Source organism: Aquipluma nitroreducens, assembly GCF_009689585.1.
GTDB classification, from domain to species: Bacteria; Bacteroidota; Bacteroidia; order Bacteroidales; family Prolixibacteraceae; genus Aquipluma; species Aquipluma nitroreducens.
This window is the reverse complement of record NZ_AP018694.1, coordinates 2,108,475-2,126,411: the sequence shown is the minus strand read 5'-3', so window position 1 is coordinate 2,126,411 and position 17,937 is coordinate 2,108,475. Positions and strand designations below refer to the sequence as shown.

11 protein-coding genes are annotated in these 17,937 nt (G+C 42.2%); 3 read left to right on the top strand and 8 right to left on the bottom strand.

The window, feature by feature from the left end; translation table 11 throughout:
- The first annotated feature begins 14 nt into the window (after positions 1-14).
- From dnaE to AQPE_RS08850, 3 genes are all read left to right on the top strand, one after another.
- On the top strand, positions 15-3,656 hold the full coding sequence (dnaE, locus tag AQPE_RS08860) for a DNA polymerase III subunit alpha (protein WP_318350703.1): 3,642 nt from the start codon (positions 15-17) through the stop codon (positions 3,654-3,656).
- 60 nt (positions 3,657-3,716) lie between these two features.
- Complete coding sequence (gene trxA / locus AQPE_RS08855) at positions 3,717-4,034, top strand: thioredoxin (protein WP_318350702.1); 318 nt, start codon at positions 3,717-3,719, stop codon at positions 4,032-4,034.
- 201 nt (positions 4,035-4,235) lie between these two features.
- On the top strand, positions 4,236-5,165 hold the full coding sequence (locus tag AQPE_RS08850) for a DUF58 domain-containing protein (protein ID WP_318350701.1): 930 nt from the start codon (positions 4,236-4,238) through the stop codon (positions 5,163-5,165).
- A gap of 23 nt (positions 5,166-5,188) precedes the next feature.
- On the opposite strand, the gene AQPE_RS08845 is transcribed toward AQPE_RS08850, so the two are convergent.
- The 8 genes from AQPE_RS08845 to AQPE_RS08810 all read right to left on the bottom strand — a co-directional run bounded on the left by AQPE_RS08845 (position 5,189) and on the right by AQPE_RS08810 (position 17,936).
- Positions 5,189-7,408: a patatin-like phospholipase family protein gene (locus tag AQPE_RS08845; RefSeq protein ID WP_318350700.1), complete on the bottom strand. Its 2,220-nt coding sequence runs from the start codon at positions 7,406-7,408 to the stop codon at positions 5,189-5,191.
- A gap of 10 nt (positions 7,409-7,418) precedes the next feature.
- Positions 7,419-7,667, bottom strand: coding sequence for a hypothetical protein (locus tag AQPE_RS08840; RefSeq protein ID WP_318350699.1), 249 nt, complete (start codon positions 7,665-7,667; stop codon positions 7,419-7,421).
- A 56-nt stretch (positions 7,668-7,723) separates the two neighbouring features.
- Positions 7,724-9,247, bottom strand: a complete 1,524-nt coding sequence (locus AQPE_RS08835) for a glycosyltransferase family 39 protein (RefSeq protein ID WP_318350698.1) — start codon at positions 9,245-9,247, stop codon at positions 7,724-7,726.
- A gap of 56 nt (positions 9,248-9,303) precedes the next feature.
- Positions 9,304-10,338, bottom strand: coding sequence for an NAD-dependent epimerase/dehydratase family protein (locus tag AQPE_RS08830; RefSeq protein ID WP_318350697.1), 1,035 nt, complete (start codon positions 10,336-10,338; stop codon positions 9,304-9,306).
- 21 nt (positions 10,339-10,359) lie between these two features.
- Positions 10,360-11,934, bottom strand: coding sequence for an ArnT family glycosyltransferase (locus AQPE_RS08825; RefSeq protein ID WP_318350696.1), 1,575 nt, complete (start codon positions 11,932-11,934; stop codon positions 10,360-10,362).
- Positions 11,912-12,556 carry a lipid-A-disaccharide synthase N-terminal domain-containing protein gene (locus AQPE_RS08820; RefSeq protein WP_318350695.1) on the bottom strand — a complete coding sequence of 215 codons (645 nt, stop codon included), beginning with the start codon at positions 12,554-12,556 and terminating at the stop codon, positions 11,912-11,914. The genes AQPE_RS08825 and AQPE_RS08820 overlap by 23 nt, the downstream gene beginning before the upstream one ends.
- Before the next feature lie 2 nt (positions 12,557-12,558).
- Positions 12,559-13,317, bottom strand: coding sequence for a glycosyltransferase (locus AQPE_RS08815; protein WP_318350694.1), 759 nt, complete (start codon positions 13,315-13,317; stop codon positions 12,559-12,561).
- Between the two features lie 161 nt (positions 13,318-13,478).
- Entirely contained in the window at positions 13,479-17,936 is a 4,458-nt protein-coding gene (locus AQPE_RS08810) for an efflux RND transporter permease subunit (protein ID WP_318350693.1), read from the bottom strand.
- Position 17,937: the final 1 nt, after the last annotated feature.

Below are 17,937 nucleotides of genomic sequence, written 5' to 3'. Positions count from 1 at the left end.
TTTAACTTGCTGGTATGATTCCTTTTACACATTTACATGTTCACTCACAATATTCCATTCTGGATGGTGCAGCCAGTGTTCGCGGGCTAATTGCCAAAGCCAAAAGCGACGGTATGACTGCCCTTGCGCTGACTGATCATGGCAACATGTTTGGCTCCAAAGAGTTTTACGATGTGTGCAAAAAAGAAGGCATCAAGCCCATTATCGGCTGCGAAACTTATGTGGCCGAACAATCGCGGCATAACAAAAAAGATGCGAAGGTCGACCGTTCAGGATATCACCTTATTTTGCTTGCCAAAAATCTGGTGGGTTACCGTAACCTGCTCAAGTTGGTTTCTGCTGCTTATACCGAAGGATTTTACTACAAACCGCGTATCGACAAGGAATTGCTGGAACTTCACCATGAAGGTCTGATCGTATCGTCGGCTTGTCTGGGAGGTGAAGTTCCACAGCACATCATGGCCGGAAATATGAAGGAGGCTGAAGATACGATTCAATGGTTCAAATCTATTTTTGGAGAGGATTTCTACCTCGAATTGCAGCGCCATCCTTCCGAACTGCCCGAAATGAGACAGAATGTTTACGAAAATCAGGTGCTGGTGAATGCCAAAATTCTTGAACTGGCCAAAAAGCACGAGGTGAAGGTAATCTGTACCAACGATAGCCATTTCATCAATCAGGAAGATGCCGATGCCCATGATTTGCTCATCTGCCTCAATACCGGCAAAGATTTGGATGACCCAACACGGATGCGCTATACCAAGCAGGAATGGTTTAAGACCACTGCCGAAATGAATGCTTTGTTTGCCGACGTACCGGAAGCTTTGGTCAACACGCAGGAAATCAACGATAAAATTGAGGCCTACAACCTGAATTCTGCTCCTATCATGCCGGTTTTTCCTATTCCTGAAGAATTTGGGAAAGAAGAGGATTACCGAAGCAGGTTTCCCGAAGCCAAATTGCTTGAAGAATTTGGGAAAGATGCATTCGATCGGTTGGGCGGATACGATAAAGTGCTTCGTGTAAAATTTGAATCTGACTATCTCTCGCATCTGGCTTGGGAAGGAGCCAAACCCCGTTATGGAGAACCTTTTAGTGACGAGGTAGATGAACGTATTTCGTTTGAGTTGAACACCATTAAAACCATGGGTTTTCCCGGGTACTTCCTTATCGTTCAGGATTTCATCAATGAGGCTCGCCGATTGGGCGTTTTGGTAGGCCCAGGCCGTGGTTCTGCTGCCGGATCGGTGGTTTCGTACTGCGTTGGGATTACCAACATTGATCCCATGAAGTACGATTTGCTGTTCGAACGATTCCTGAATCCCGACCGTATATCAATGCCCGACGTGGATATCGACTTTGATGATGACGGGCGCCAAAAAGTTCTTGACTATGTAACCAATAAATACGGTGCCGACAAAGTTGCGCACATCTGTACTTTCGGAACAATGGCCACTAAATCGGCGATCAAAGACGTGGCACGGGTGTTGAAATTACCACTTCAGGAGGCCGATCGTTTAACAAAACTGGTTCCGGATGCTCCGAAGATGAACTTCAACATCGCTTTTAAGGATAGTCCGGAGTTGAAACAGGAACTGAATTCCCCAAACGAATTGATTCGTACAACCCTGAAGTTTGCGCAGACGCTTGAAGGTTCGGTTCGTCAGACCGGGATTCATGCCTGCGGGATCCTGATTAGCCGCGACCCGTTGACCGACCATATTCCGGTTATGCCTACCAAGGACGACGATTTTCTCCTGACAACCCAGTATGACGGGCATTTTGTAGAAGACATCGGCCTTTTGAAGATGGACTTTCTGGGACTGAAGACCCTATCCATCATCAAGGAAACCATTGAAAATATTAAGCTTTCGCGAGGAATAACAATCGATATGGATCATCTCCCGGAGAACGATCCGCTCACTTTAGAGCTTTTCAGTAACGGTGACACTACAGGCATCTTCCAGTTTGAGTCGCCTGGAATGAAGAAACACCTCCGTAACCTGAAACCCAGTCGTTTCGAAGATCTGGTTGCCATGAATGCACTATATCGCCCGGGACCAATGGAGTATATTCCTTCGTTTATCAAGCGGAAACATGGTCAGGAGAAAATTGAATACGATTCACCCCTGATGGAACCCTACCTGAATGATACCTACGGAATTACGGTGTATCAGGAACAGGTAATGCTCCAGTCAAGGGCTTTGGCAGGTTTTACCCGTGGAGACTCCGATTCGTTGCGTAAAGCGATGGGTAAAAAGCTGATAGCCATGATGGATAAACTGAAAGTAAAGTTTCACGACGGCTGTATGAATAACCCAAAGTTTATTGAAGGCTGCACCGAAGGAGGTAAAGATCCGGGCAAACTGATCGATAAAATCTGGAAAGACTGGGAAGCATTTGCCAGTTATGCATTCAATAAATCGCACTCGGTTTGTTATGCTGCCGTTGCTTACCAAACCGGCTATTTAAAAGCACACTATCCAGCTGAATTTATGGCTGCCAACATGAGCCGAAACCTCAGCAACATTACTGAAATTACGAAGCTGATGGAAGAGTGCAAGCGCATGAATATGAATGTGCTCGGACCAGATGTGAGCGAAAGTTATGCCAAATTCACAGTAAACAAAGCCGGTAATGTAAGGTTTGGGATGGCCGCAATAAAGGGAGTAGGCGAGGGAGCCGTTCAGGATATCATCAAAGCACGGAAAGGTGGCGAATTCAAAGATATTTACGATTTTGTTGAACGGGTAAATCTACAGTCGGTAAACAAGAAAAACCTGGAAGCGTTGGCTATGGCCGGGGCATTCGACTCGTTTAAAATGCACACCCGCAGTCAATATTTTGCGCCTGACGAGAATGACCAGTCTTTCATTGAAAAGTTGACTCGCTACGGAAGTAAGATGCAATACGAAAGCAATAATGCAACCCTTTCGCTTTTCGGAGAAATCATGTCGAATCAGTCGGTCCAGAAGCCTGAACCGGCAATAGTTCCTGAATGGGCTGATTTGGTATTGCTCGAAAAAGAGCGAAGCTTGGTGGGCGTTTACCTGACTTCGCACCCTCTGGATAAGTACAAAATCGAAATTAAAACCCTGGTTACTAAAGATGTTTCGTTTAAAGACCTGAACAACAACATTGAGCCGCTGAAAGGGCGCGAGATGACTTTTGCCGGAATGGTGACCGAAGCCCGAGAGTCGTTTAGTAAAAATGGGAAGCCATTCTGTTACATGGTTTTGACCGACTATACCGATTCGTACAAGATGTTCTTTTTTGCGAAAGATTACGTCGAGTTCGGCAAATACTGTAAGCCCGGCCTTTTTCTGATGGTTAGGGGCTCGGTTCAGAACCGGTTTGGCGGCGAGCAACTTGAATTTAAAGTGAATCGGATAGAGCTGATGGAAGAAATACGAGAGAAGTACTTTAAAAGTATAACCGTTAAAATACCACTGCCATCTCTTACCAATGGGCTGGTAACAGAGTTGTGCGACCTGACCTTGAACAGCAAAGGCAAGACGCTGCTTAAATTTGATGTTTGGGATCCCGAAACAAAAATGATGGTGAATCTGTTTTCAAGAAATACACGGATCGAAATAACAGATGAATTACTTGCCTATTTTGAAACGCATGAAGATCTTGCTTTTAAAATTAATTAGGCTAATTTTGTGATGACTCTGAGATCTTTTACAATATTCACATATAAAAATATTTAAAAAATGGCTTTAGAAATTAATGATGCAAACTTTGAAGAATTGGTTCTTCAGTCGGATAAGCCGGTTTTGGTCGATTTTTGGGCTGAATGGTGCGGCCCATGTCGTATGGTGGCTCCTGTAGTTCAGGAAATTTCAGAAGATTACGCCGGACGATTAGTCGTTGGAAAAGTTGATGTAGACAGCAATCCCGGAATCGCTTCCAAATTTGGAATCCGCAACATCCCAACCATACTGTTTTTTAAAGATGGTGTAGTTGTTGACAAACACGTAGGTGCTGCTCCAAAATCAACACTTTCTACTAAAGTTGACGGGATACTTTAATCCATATTTTCAGGAAGAAAAGGCATAGGAAACAAAGGTTCTTATGCCTTTTTTATTTGTAGATTTGGAATGTATTCAAAATGTCAGTTACTGAAAGGCGAACGGCAAAGGATACAGCCCAGTTGACCGTGAAAACATATTAAAAGCAATATCCTTTGCCGTCTGCTTTAGCTGACGGGCATGAGGAGAAATAAGTGATTTTTGAACAATCTACTCGACATACAACAGTTTCAGCAATTCGATAACCTTGAGTTTATTTCGAAAGAGGTAGTCGAAGGTTTTATCACCGGATTGCACCGAAGCCCGTTTCATGGCTTTTCGGTCGAATTTGCTGAACATCGATTGTACAACACCGGAGAATCGACCAAACATCTCGACTGGAAACTGTTTGCTCGTACCGATCGTTTGTTTGTGAAACAATACGAAGAAGAAACCAACCTTCGCTGCCAGATTGTAATCGACACTTCATCGTCGATGCTTTTTCCATACGAAAAAGGGAAGCCTTCGAAAATCAACAAACTGGCTTTTTCGGTTTACTCGGCTGCTGCCATCATTTATTTGCTCCGGAAACAGCGCGATGCCGTTGGACTTTCGCTATTTTCCGACGAAGTTGAGTTTCATTCCGAAGCCCGATTGTCATCGGTGCATATCGATTTGCTGTACAATCAACTGGGTAGTTTGTTGCGTCAGGAGCAGTCTCAATTGCAGAAAACGACCAACACGGTGGATGCTTTGCACATGATTGCCGAAAACATACACAAGCGCTCACTGGTCATTTTGTTCAGCGATTTAATCGCTCAGGAAAATACTGACGAGTTGTTTGAAGCCCTTCAACACCTGAAATACAACAAGCACGAAGTGTTGCTTTTTCATGTAACCGATCACCGTCAGGAAAAAGAATTCGATTTCAGGAACCAGCCCTACCGCTTTGTTGATCTCGAAACGGGCGAACACCTTCGTTTTTCGCCTCACGACCTGAAGAAAAATTACGAGCAGGCCATGTCAGACTACTTCGAAGAAATGCGGGTGCGTTGCGGACAATACCACATTGATCTGGCTGAAGCCGACATCAACGAAGATTTTAAGCATGTGCTTTACGCCTATTTGCTGAAGAGAAAGCGGTTGTATTGAGTTCTGTTCTGCCCAGATATTTCTCAGAACCAGTACCCAAAGTTTGCCGAAAAGCTGGGTTTCCTGGTTGATCCCGAATATCCCAAGGTAACATCCAGCGGACCCAGAAATGTTTTTAAAGCGTATTTTAATCCTCCTCCATAAGTTGTACTCACATTCGTTAACCCCAACGATTCGTTGCCTTGCACCATCGCGTTAAAAAGAATCGATAAATACTGAGAATTAGCAAAATTAAACCGGAGGCCGATTAATCCAATGTTTACATACCGATCGGCAAAACTTACTGCAGAAAGTCCGACAAACGGCAGATGGTAATTGAAATATTGTGAGTAGGGCTCACCTCCAATCATGGTTGTCTTTGTTGGAGGATAATCGGAATTGAATAAGCTACGTCCATAAAGATCGATAAGTAATGCTGTTTTTGGCGATAGTGGTATTACATTACGAGTTTTGTATAGCAGTATCGGACTCAGTTTGTTTGAATTTTTCCAATCGGTTATCATCGAAAATTCGGCATACGAATCTGAGCCTCTTGTCGGGAAATAGTAATCGTCCATGTTGTCAAACGACAGGTACGAATAGGCGCTGGTAAGGAATTGATCTATTTGGTTGCTAATAGTCAACGAAGTATTGTTCTTACTGAAAATGTCGCCGTGGTAATATTCTTCCTGAAATCCAAGTCCCAGGTGAAACTGTTTCATAAACGGTTGGTACACGTAAAATGCTCCTGAAGAATAGAGAATATTGGCCTCAAAAGCCTTTTTACCTTTGTCGAACACATTGTAATTTTGATATTTGCCCTTTAAGTTGATTCCCAAAGTTGGAACATTTTTTCGATTTGATTCAGCAACCAGAATTATTCCCGGGTTAACCGATAATTCTACGCTGGCCGACAATAATCCAAAGACATTTTTATAATTCTTTCGTGTTGTGTTAACCATGATGGCTGCGGCATCTGTCGTGTTGGCTTTAAAACCAACGTTTTGAGTGAAGACTTCCTGTGTCGAGATATTGAAGTTCAGGGTTTCTCCATTTCCGGTATCAATCAAATTGTAGAAAATCCGGTCGAAGCCGCCCAATCCGTATAATTTATCGATGGCCGTTTTAATTTCTGACGAAGAATAATCTCCGGGAATCTCCATGTTGAGTGTTTTTTGGAGGAATTCTTGTTCGAGATGAAAATTACCTGTAAAAGTTAGCTTGTTAATGTGCCATCTTTTGGTCTGAACAAGAGCTCTTGAGATTTGCCTCGGTTCAAGATCGTATTTCGTTTTAAGTTGCCTGAGTTCAGTTCTGAAATTACGAGTAGCTTTTTCACCTCTCAAAATCAGGGTATCAACGGCTTGGTTGTTGAAGCTTGAAACTGAATATCCGCTTACATCAGGCTTGATAATGATGTTGCATAGGCTTTTGTTAATTGAATCTTTCGATTTATCAAAAAAATTGACCAATTGGCTCAGTACGCCATTAATCGATTTCAGATTCATCTGATCACGAAAATCGCCTCGGATATCGACCCCAATAATAATATCGGCGCCCATTTTCTTAGCAACGTCGGTCGGGAAATTATTAACAATACCGCCATCGACCAAAAGACGACCATTGTGGCTGACCGGTTGAAAAGCAAGTGGAATAGCCATACTGGAAAACATGGCAGTTGGTAAAAAGCCGTCTTTAATAATCACTTCGTCCCCGGTTTCAAGGTCAGTGGCTACACAGGCAAAGGGTATTGGTAATTTCGAAAAGTCGGCATCAGAAGGAACATTTCCGGCTAGGCCACAAAATATATTTATAACATTCTGTCCTTTGATTAATCCTTGCGGCAGGCTGAGTCTTTTGTCTTTGGTGATGGGAAGTGAAAAAATGTACCGTTGTTTCAGAAGTTGATCATTTTTCGAAAGAAAAGCTCTTTGTACATCGTCATTAAGAACTGTTTCCCAGTTTAAGGACTTGACTAAAGTCTCAAGCTCTGAAGAATTGTACCCAAGTGAGTATATGCCGCCAACCAAACCGCCCATGCTGGTTCCAACGATCATATCAATTGGAATACCTTCTTCTTCTAAAACTTTCAGTACGCCAATATGAGCAAACCCTTTTGCCCCGCCTCCACTAAAGACTAATGCTACTTTCGGTCGACCTGTTTTTTCCGTATTTTCCTGTGCATGGCCTGTAAATGGGTAAGTCAAGAATAAACAAAACCCCAGAATGCTCAGGATTGACACTTGGATAAATTTCTTAAGCATGGTATTTTGATCAACAATATGAATTGACTTTAAGCTTTCTTTTCACAAAATTCATTGTGCTACCAATCGTTCCCAGTTCGATGTAATCGCTTTCAACGATATTTATTTTAAAGTAAGAACCGATATAAAAGACCAGACAATTAAATTGAAAATCCTCAAAATCGAAATCGTTTACAAACGAGGCATCCATCCTTATCTCTTGTTCGGGTAATCCCATATACTTGAATATCTGCGAAAATTTGTATTCTATGATGTGCATATTTTAGTTCTTTAAAGTTATTGACTATATTTATATTTAACGTCTTTTCTGATGCATTAATAGGATGAATTTTGTTTGTGAAAATCTTTCATTCCTTTCAAAAGATATATATAATAGGTATCAATCTTGCTGTTCTGGCTATAAACAATGCAGGAGTCTTCCTGTAGGATTGATCTAAAACTTGCCTTAACTTCCGGGCTAATTTTTAGTTGGTCTACAAATATTCCTGTTTTATCAGAGTTCTTGAATTGCTCAATTCCGGGCCATAGGTCAAACTGAGTCATGCGCGAATTCAGGTTAAGTAAGTATGTTTCAGACTGGCCTTTTTGATAAAACCAAAGCTCGGATGTGATGTGGTAATTTGAAGAAAATACATAATAGCCTTCAGGTGGTAAGGTTCCTTTTATGTTATCGACTTTTGCTGCCAGTTGCGACCAACCGATCAGTTTATTTGCCGGGTTGTGCTTTCCAAGCGGTGCAACTGTATTTTTAGGCGAAGTCAAACCAATGAACAAGAAAAAGGCAGCCGCCATCACGAGAATGATGCGCAGGTTGAACTTTAGCCGGTGATCGGTTAAAGCGTAATGCGAAAAAAGGATGGGCATACCCATGTAGGCAAACATGGCCCAGTTAATATATGCCTCCGATTCCCGGTTGGCCGAAACAATTAGAAAGATTAAAAAGGTAATAATCACCGGAAGGATTAAAAACGCTTCCTGCCTAGTCAAGGTTTTTTGCCTGAATTTCCGGTATATTTTCTGATATTGGTAAAAGGGCAACAAAATCGCAATCTGTCCGAGGGTAAACACCAGCATGTTCGTGACCATTTGATTAACCGAATGGGAGTGGTTGCCTGCTCCGGCCAGGTGGGTCAAGTGCAACAGACCAATTCCGTTTTGATTGATGTTCCAATAAATAACCGGGGAAAAGATTGCCAGACCGATGAGGATCGAGAGATAAAAACTTCGCGATTTTAAAATCTCCCGCTGGTGCTTCCAGGTGAACAACAAAAGAGGAATAATAATCAAGAGCATAGCGTATTTTGCAAGAGCTCCCAATCCGAGGCTGATACCAAAGAGCAACCACCATTTCAATTTGTTGGTTTCTAAAGCTTTCCAATAGAATAACATGGCACAAAGCCAAAACAAAAGCAATGGCGAATCGGTAGTAAAAAAGACAGAACTATCGAGAAGAAAGGGGAAAATATTTGTGACTAAAGCAGCAAGAATAGCCGCATTTTGATTTTTAAATAGCTCAAATGAAAGCAAATAACTGACAACAGAAATCAACAGTCCGATAATTACTGCATTTATTCGTATTCCAAATACGGTATTGCCAAAAATCGAAGTTGAAAACCAGTTCAGGTAAGCAATCATTGGAGGCTTGGAATAATAGGAGAGTTGCAAATGTTTGCTCCATGTCCAATATTGAGCCTCTTCCGAGTTCAATTCAATATGAGTCGCAACAAACAGTTTGAGGATCGTAAAGATCAAAAGAATTGCGATCAACCAGTATGTTTTTTTGTTTGCAACAGCTTTTTTCAGAAATACTGAAGCTGTATGGTTCATGTACTTATACATTGCGAATTAGATCAAAGAGTTAGACTCAGCCGGAGCTTTTATAAGTGTTTATAAAATCAGCGATTGAAACATACCTTTTCGAAGCGCTTTGTATAGAACAAATACCAGCTGTACAACTGGTTTATTCCATCCTGAATAGACGTTCCTGGTTTGTAATTTAAATCATGCTCAAGTTTTCGAGTGTCGGCAAAGGTCTGAAGGACGTCCCCATCCTGCATTTCGAGCATTCGTTTTATGGCTTTCTGGCCAGTCTCATTTTCAATTGCCGCAATAAAATCGAACAGTTTTACTGGTTTTCCATTACCGACATTGTAAATTTCGTAAGGTGTTTCTCCGGAAGGGGCGTGGCCGATAATGGAACTCAGTCCTTTAACAATATCATCGATGTAAGTGAAATCGCGTGAGAGATTCCCGTGATTGAATACATTTATTGGTTTTTGGTTGACAATCGAATCCATGAAAATAAATGGAGCCATATCGGGTCGTCCCCATGGACCATAAACGGTGAAGAAACGAACCCCGGTCGAAGGAATGTGATACAATTGACTGTATGCGTGAGCCATCAATTCATTCGACTTTTTGCTGGCGGCATAAAGACTCGCAGGCGCGTCAACCCGATCGTCTTCGCTGTAAGGAACCTTTTTATTCAGGCCGTAAACGCTGCTCGAACTGGCATAAACCAGGTGTTGCACCGGATGAAACCGGCAGGCTTCCAGAATATTCAGAAACCCAACAATATTGGTATCGATGTAGGCATACGGATTTTCGATTGAATATCGTACTCCGGCCTGGGCTGCGAGGTTGCAAACCACATCAAAATGCTCGCGCTCGAAAAGTTCGTCGATGAATGCTTTATCCAAAAGATCGGCTTTGAAAAACCGGTAATTCGGATAATTTACACTTTGCACCGCTTTATGGTTTTTGATCAGAGCCTTGCAGATGCCCGTTTCTTTCAGTCGGTCATATTTTAGGTCTACATTGTAGTAATTGTTAATGTTGTCAATTCCAACAACACGGTCTCCATTTTCTGCAAAATGTTTCACGGCATGAAATCCGATAAAGCCTGCTGCGCCTGTAATTAAAATTTTCATCTGTTTTCTGTTTTTAGTGTTCTAATGTTCTATTTCCACGTAGTAGTAACTTCCGGTCTGGTGGATCTTTTTCCCTTTTAGGAATACCTGGATAGAGTCATTTCTTTCGATTGCCTTTTGCCAGGTAAACAGAATTGCCGGAGTCTGAATTTTATTGGGTTCGTACAGGTCTTTTATTTCAAGCATTTCAAGTGGTTTTCCGAGGTACACATCCAGGTTATCGCCCTTGGTCATTTCACAATAATAGTAGTTTACCCCTCCTTTTTCTTTGGCAGTAGTTTTTGCCTGATCGCACAAGATTTTAAGGCCGAGCATGGCATTATTCTTTGGTAAGGCAAACGAAGCGACAAATACAGCCAGCAATATTCCTGCGCTCAGGGTAATTATTCCGCGGTTTAAGTGGCTCCCGCGTAAATATTTCAGGGCAAGTATTCCTGAAGCCGATAAAACAACTCCTGAAAAAATAACAATTGCTGACAGGTGAAAGCCATTTAAATCAACGAAATGTGGAAAAATAAGTGTTGCGGGGAAAGCCAAACAAAGTAAACATGCCGGGATGCCGACCAGGATGAACATCCATTTTTGCGGACCAAGTTTTGCAAGCCAAATAACCGACAGATAAACAAAGAACGGGAAAGCCGGAAGCATGTAAACAGCCAGTTTGGAACTGAAAAGCGAGAGGGTTACAAAAGTTGTTAACCCGATGGTCAGAAAGAAACGCTCCAGGTCGTTTGACACTAATTTCCGTTTTATTCCCGAAATCAGAACTCCTGCAATCAGAAGCGACCAGGGAGCTAACGAATAGACAAAAGCAATAAAATAGTAGTAAAATGGTGCCTTGTGGTGAAACGAATTTACCGCACGGTTCACTGTTTGATTAAAAAGCAAGTTGTTCAGGTATGAGCTTCCTCCTTCAGAATAAACACCTGCAAACCAAGCACCGCAAAGTGCCAGTAATATGGTCAGCGTTTTCCACCCCCAATATCTGCCAATGGTTTTAATTTCTTTTTTCAGGAGAAGAAAAACGAGGATTGAAAATAATGGAACGATCAGGCCTATTGGTCCTTTGGTGAAAATGGCCATGAAAACATATATTGGGAAAAGGATTGAATCGCGCGGTTTCCCTTGTCCGCTATAAATTCTGAAAAAGGTATAAAGAGCCAGGACGATGAACATACACATTAACATATCCATCCGGAGTATAATTGCAGTACCGATAAAAAATCCGCTGGTCATAAGCATCAGTTGGCCGGCTAGGCGTTCGCTTTCCGTCAGAAGATTTCCTACCCATTTGTCCATAATATAAACCACCACCAATGTGGGAACAAATGAGAAAATACTCAGAAATAGCATGCTGTGATGTCCAAAAAGATATTTGCCCAGCATCACAATCCAAAGGTAAAGAGGGGGCTTATCTGCATAAATCAACCCGTGGTTGGTAAATGTGAAGATGTTGCCATTCCGCAACGCTTCGTCGGCAATACTGAGGTACCTTAGTTCATTGTCCGGAGTGAAATCGCGGAAGATGAAAAGAGGCAAAACAGCAATGAAATACATTGCATACCTCAAGGCATTATTGGTTATATATCGGTTCACTTTGAGATCTTTTCGTTAGTTCTTTTTTGTAAATGACGATGTTACGTGTGTAGGCAATAAACCCGACCGACTGCCCAAGTATCAGGATTGGATCGACCCGGAGGATACCATAAATGGCAATGATTCCGGAACCAATCAAGCTGATCAGCCAAAAGCCAATGGGAAGCAGTGATTCATTTTTGCTCATCGAATAAAGCCACTGGTAGACAAAACGCAAGGAAAATAGAATCTGACCCAGAGTGCCAAAAATGATCAGCCAAACGGGAATTTTTTCGTTGGTAAAAAAGTTCTCGATAAAATAGTGGCCATTTTGCAGTACAAATACAATCGCAATGATTGGTGTAATGACAAGAATTGACCGGAGAAAACGGTTTATCCGTTTCCATACCCCTGTTTCATTGAGGTTCCAGATGTAGATGTAATACGAAATGAGTTGTCCTAGCAGGATGGCAAAGTCGTTTCGGAACCATCCATAAATGACAAAAAGATAGGAGGCAACAATGCTCAATACCCAATAAATGGTTGGCGAAAGCACTTTTCTGGCACGCTCCGACAAAACCCACTGAATAAGAGTGCGGGTAAAGAAAAGCACCTGCGATATGAACCCTAAAACGTAAATCATCTTTAATCAATATTCGTTTCTGCAATCTTAAAATTGATGTACCGTTTTTTCATCCATCGATAGGCGAAGCAGTCGATGAACGGCGCAACCAGCCGATTCCCCAGATTGAATTTTGATTTTCCGGCAACACGTGGAAAATGCCTGACGGGTATCTGTTTTACTTTGCCATTTTGAAGCTGAATGAGGGCAGGCAAAAAACGGTGCATTCCGTTAAATAACGGAATGCGTTTGGCGTAATCGGTTCTGATTATTTTCAACGGACAACCGGTGTCGGAAACTCCATCGTTGGTCATCATCCGGCGAAACCCATTTGCAATTTTGGATGACAGATTTTTGACAAAGCTGTCTTTACGGTTGGCTCGAATACCCATAACCATTTCAAAATCATTCAGATGAGGGATCAACAGGTTAAAATCTTCAGGAGTTGTTTGCAAATCGGCATCAATGTAGCCAACAAAGATGGATTGGGTAGCTTCTATACCAGCTTTCAGAGCGGCGCTCAATCCTGCATTTTTTTCAAAACTGAGGTAGCAAAAGTGTTCCCGGCGTTCACATATCTCGAGAATTCGTTTCAAGCTTTGATCTGACGAGCAATCGTTAACAAACAAAACGCAAGTTTTTAGTAGCGACTTCAAAATAAATGCCGAAAGCTTTTCTTCGAGAGCCGGCATGTTGTCTTCTTCGTTATAAACAGGAACTATGATTGTGAATTCGTAATTCGCAGTTTTGTTTTCATTGTTTTCTATTTTCCTGGGTTCCATTTTCTGAACATGTAATTTTATCCTGTTTGTTCAGCAAAGCAAAGCTCCTACTCCAATATTGGAATTGAGAAAACCAATAAACGGAGCAGGAATCAGGGCCATCTTCTGAACTGTCTATATCTTATTCTTAAAGACGTTTGTTATGCAATTATATTTTAAGCCTATTCATACTTTCCTATGGCTTGCATATATTTTGATTTTGAAATCTCGTAATTGCATCGAGAGTTGGTCAGGTTGTCATTTGTCGATTGAAAAAGCGCCTGTGCTTCCAGCAGATCAGAAATTCCAATATTCCCGGTGCGATAATTATCTTCGGTTACCTTCAAGTTCTCTTTGGCCTGTTCGACTGCTTTTTCTGCCAGTTTTATCTGTTCAAGGCTTTCCTGCTTTTCGTTCTTTGCCTGTTCAATCTGTAATGAAAGCAGCTCCGAGGTTTCCTGAAGTTTGTTATGTGCTTTTTCAATTTTAAGTTGTTGCTCTTTAATTTTATGCGAACCTCCCCACCAGTCGGAAATTGGAATACTCAAATTGATTAACCCAATTTTTTGCGTCAGGTTTGAGTCCATCACATCAACAGCTGTCACGATGCCACTTACTGCCAATTGAGGCATAAGCTCTCCCCGTTTCATTTTTAACTGAAGTTCTTCAGCTTCGGCGGCTTTGTTAAGCAATTGGTATTCATTGCGATTGGTAACGGACTCATTCGACGAAACCGTTTCTGAAATTACTCCTTTGGTCAGCGGTTTGTCCGAAAGAACCAGCAACGAATCATAACCTATTCCAATATGCTGGCACAAAGCTCTTTTGGTAAGAGCAATACCATTTTGCAACTTCAACCGGTTCGATTGCCATTCGTTCTGTTTGAGCTGTACTTTTAGTAAATCGTTGCGCTGGGTCAAGCCGGCTTTTGTATAATTACTTACATCTTTATTTAGGGTAACAAGCAATTCGCCATAACTTTCAAGTGTTTTGAGCTTCTCGATCAGGCCAATAGTGGTCCAGTACAGTTGTTCCGTGCGGATGAGTACGTCGGTGGTCGTCATTTCCTGTTGTTTACGGCTTACTTCTTCCCCCAGGGCTGCCAGTTTATTTCCATTTCTGATTTGCCCACCAACATAAATGGGCATAGCTACCGATACTGTGGCCATATTCATATAGTCAATGGCATTGATTGGGATTGACGGAACGTACGCATACTGGGTAGCGCCTTCCAGGTTTGCCAAATCGCCGTCGTACACTGGTAAATTCATCTGCGGGATATTTCCCTTTATCAGGTAATCTGTAGCTTTCATGGCCATTGCGCTGGCGCTTACTTTTGGGAAATAGTTGGTGTAAGCATTTTTCCGAACTTCTTCCGACGATCTCACTTCGTAACCAGCCTCAATAATTTTTTTGTTGTTCTGGATGGCCAAATGTTTGCACGAATCCAAACTCAACGATTGCGCCTGGGTATTCGAAGCAAAAATCAACATTAAAACTACTACTGAAGTAATAATCTGTTTGTGCTTATGCTTCTGCACTTTAGGCGGAACTGTCCAGAATCCTTCTCCTGATTTTGATTTATCAGTGTAAGCCAGCGAGTAAAGAATTGGCAGAATATAAAGGGTTAAAACCATAGCAACCAGTAACCCAAAACAAATGACTGTGCCAACCGGACCCCATAATGGCGATCGACTGATTATCATCGTTATAACTCCTGCTGAAGCTGCTGCCGAAGTCAGGAATATAGGGCGCATACGTCGTTTCCCTGCTGCCAGCGCTGCCTCGTGGATCGGCATTCGTTGTTTTTCCTTCAGCTCTGTAGCGTAATCAATCAGGATAATTCCGTTTCGCACCACCATTCCACAGAGACTTATAATTCCGATGAAAGCAGTCGTGCTGAAAGGGTAGCCCATTAAATTCAAGCCGATTGCAGTTCCGGGAAGCGACAAAATCATGGTTAACATGATTATTAACGATAGTTTGATCTTCTTAAACTGGAACAGGATAATGAAGAATATCAACACGATGCTCAATGCTAAGGCGTACGACATCGGGATGAATGTTTCCTGCTGCCCTTCATAATCGCCACCGTAATTAATGGATGTTCCTTCCGGAAGTTTCAGCTTTTCAATTTGAGCCCTAACTTCCTCGAAGATGGCTGAAGCTGCCCGTTCTGGTTGATTATCAATTAACATGGTTAATGTTCTTGTCCCGTTCCGGCGAACGATGCAACCTTCAGTCCAATCAGGCGAAAAAGTGGCAAACGAACGTAAAGGAGTTCCGGTAAAACCAATCGGAGATGTAATGTATTGGTTGCTAAGCGTGTTCAGATTTTTGGGTCCCTTGGTTTCCTGCGACAAACGAACATCAACCGGATAGTCGTTTTCCCAAATGGTAGTAAGTGGCAATCCATCAAGTCCGATCATCAGGGATGTTGAAACCATCGATTTTGAATAGCTCATCCGGTTGGCTTTGTCGCGGTCGAGATTCACTTTCAGGATTTGTTGTTTTTGGTCCCAGTCGTCGCGAACCCAACCAACCGATTTGGTTTTCTTCAGAATTTCGTTGATTTGCGCCTCGGTGCTTCGAATATCTTTAATTGAATCAGATGAAATACGGATTTCGACCGGGGCTTTGGATGCTTGAAGTGCCAATATTTTAAACTTGACATGTGCATTGGTAAAACCATCGGTATATTTTGAGCTGTAATCTGTTACAACTGCCCGGGTAGCCTCGTTCGATATGGTATTGATGAGCAATTGCCCATAGTTTGGCGATGGCATATTAGGCGCATAAACCGTGTGGAAACGTGGCGAACTGGTACCAATAAAACTGGTTACATTGGTTACACGATTATCTTTCATCAACACTTTTTCGAGGCTATCCACAACCTGTGCCGTACTTTCGAGCGACGATCCGGTAGGGAGATAAACCTCAACGGCAAACTGGTTACGTTCCATTTCGGGGAACATCTGCTGATCGAGATTTTTAAATAGAACTATGGCCAGAACAATGGACGCAACGCCTCCCAATAGGATCGTTTTAGGATTTTTGAAAGCCCATTCGAGCGAAGAATCGAACCAACCCTGTAAAATGTCAAGCAGTGATTTGCTTTTCTTTTCCGATTCAGGTTTCTTCAATCCCTTTTTAATGAACACGAAATTGAGATAGGGAACCAAAAGAACTGCAACCAAAACTGATACAATTAATGCTATACTGATCACGATTGGAAGTGGCTGCATAAATTCGCCCGCAGTTCCGGGTACCATAAAGCCAAGTGGAATATAAGCTGCCATGATGGCCAGCGTGGCAGTTATAATTGGGGTTAGCAGCTCTTTTGCGCTTTTTATGGCCGCGTGCCAAGGCGAAATCCGATGGTCGATTTTCTCAACATGATTATCAATTACCACAATTGAGTTGTCAACAATCATCCCCAAAACCAGAATAAGTCCAGCCAGAGAAACTGTATGAAGTTCAATGCCAAAGAAATAAAGGAAAGCCAGCGTAATTAAGACAGAGATTGGCACCGTAATTCCGGCTACCGAAGCCACACGCATCGGAAGCAACAACATGGTTACCAGAATAACAGCGATGATAGCAATCAGAAATTCGCGCATAAAATTCGAAACCGACTCATCCACATATTTGGGTAATTCCGATATTTTAGCCACTTCAATTTCGGGTGATGAATTTTTCTTGAAAGTTTCAATGGCTTTATCAACATCAGCGCCATATTCAACAATGTTGTTGCCGGTTTGCATTTCGAGCGAAAGTAAGATGGTCTTCTTCCCGTTCTGTCTGATGTAATTGTCCGGATCGTCATAACGGCGTTCGATGGTGGCTATGTTTTTAAGTCTGACCACATTCCCTTTGGGGTCGGAATAAACAATCTGGTCGGCCAGGTCTTTTTCCGATTCGAAGCTATTTGGAAGGTGAATTGCCAGATTGTATTTGCCATCTTTTAACGTTCCGGCGTAATTAACCATCCCATTGGGCATGTAAGATCCTAGCAGTGAGATCGATTTAATGTTGTATTCGTTCAGCAATTCAGGCTTTACGTTTACAAATATCTTTTCTTTCTGAAGTCCGAAATGTTTAATTTTTGAAGTTGCCGGTAATTTGCGGCATTCGGCTTCGAGCTTTTTCAGTTCTTTTTCAAGCTCTTTGTAACTCTTTGTGTCCGACGACAAGGTGATAAGTAAAGCCGAAGTATCACCAAAGTCGGAGTTGGCCACCAATGCAAGAACTCCTGAAGGTAATGTTCCTTTCATTTCGCTCAATCCGTGTTTGAGTTTCGACCAGAACTGATCGGCATTTTTCACATTGTCGTTTAGCTCAACAAAAATGTACATCATTCCCTCTTTCGATTGGGAATAGGTCTTGGCTTTTTTTACTTCCGAATATCCGAAAATATAATTCTCGACAACCGTAGTCAGCTGTGCTTCAACTTCTGCAGAAGTGGCTCCCGGATAAACTCCAACAACAACTCCCTGGCGGATAGTGAATTGTGGAAATTCGTTTCTGGCCATTTTTTTCAGGGCAATTCCCCCGACCAGCATAAATAAAACAGCGATAAGAATAACAATGTTACGATTCCGCATGGCGGCCTCGATAAACCCAGTCTTTTTATGGCTCATA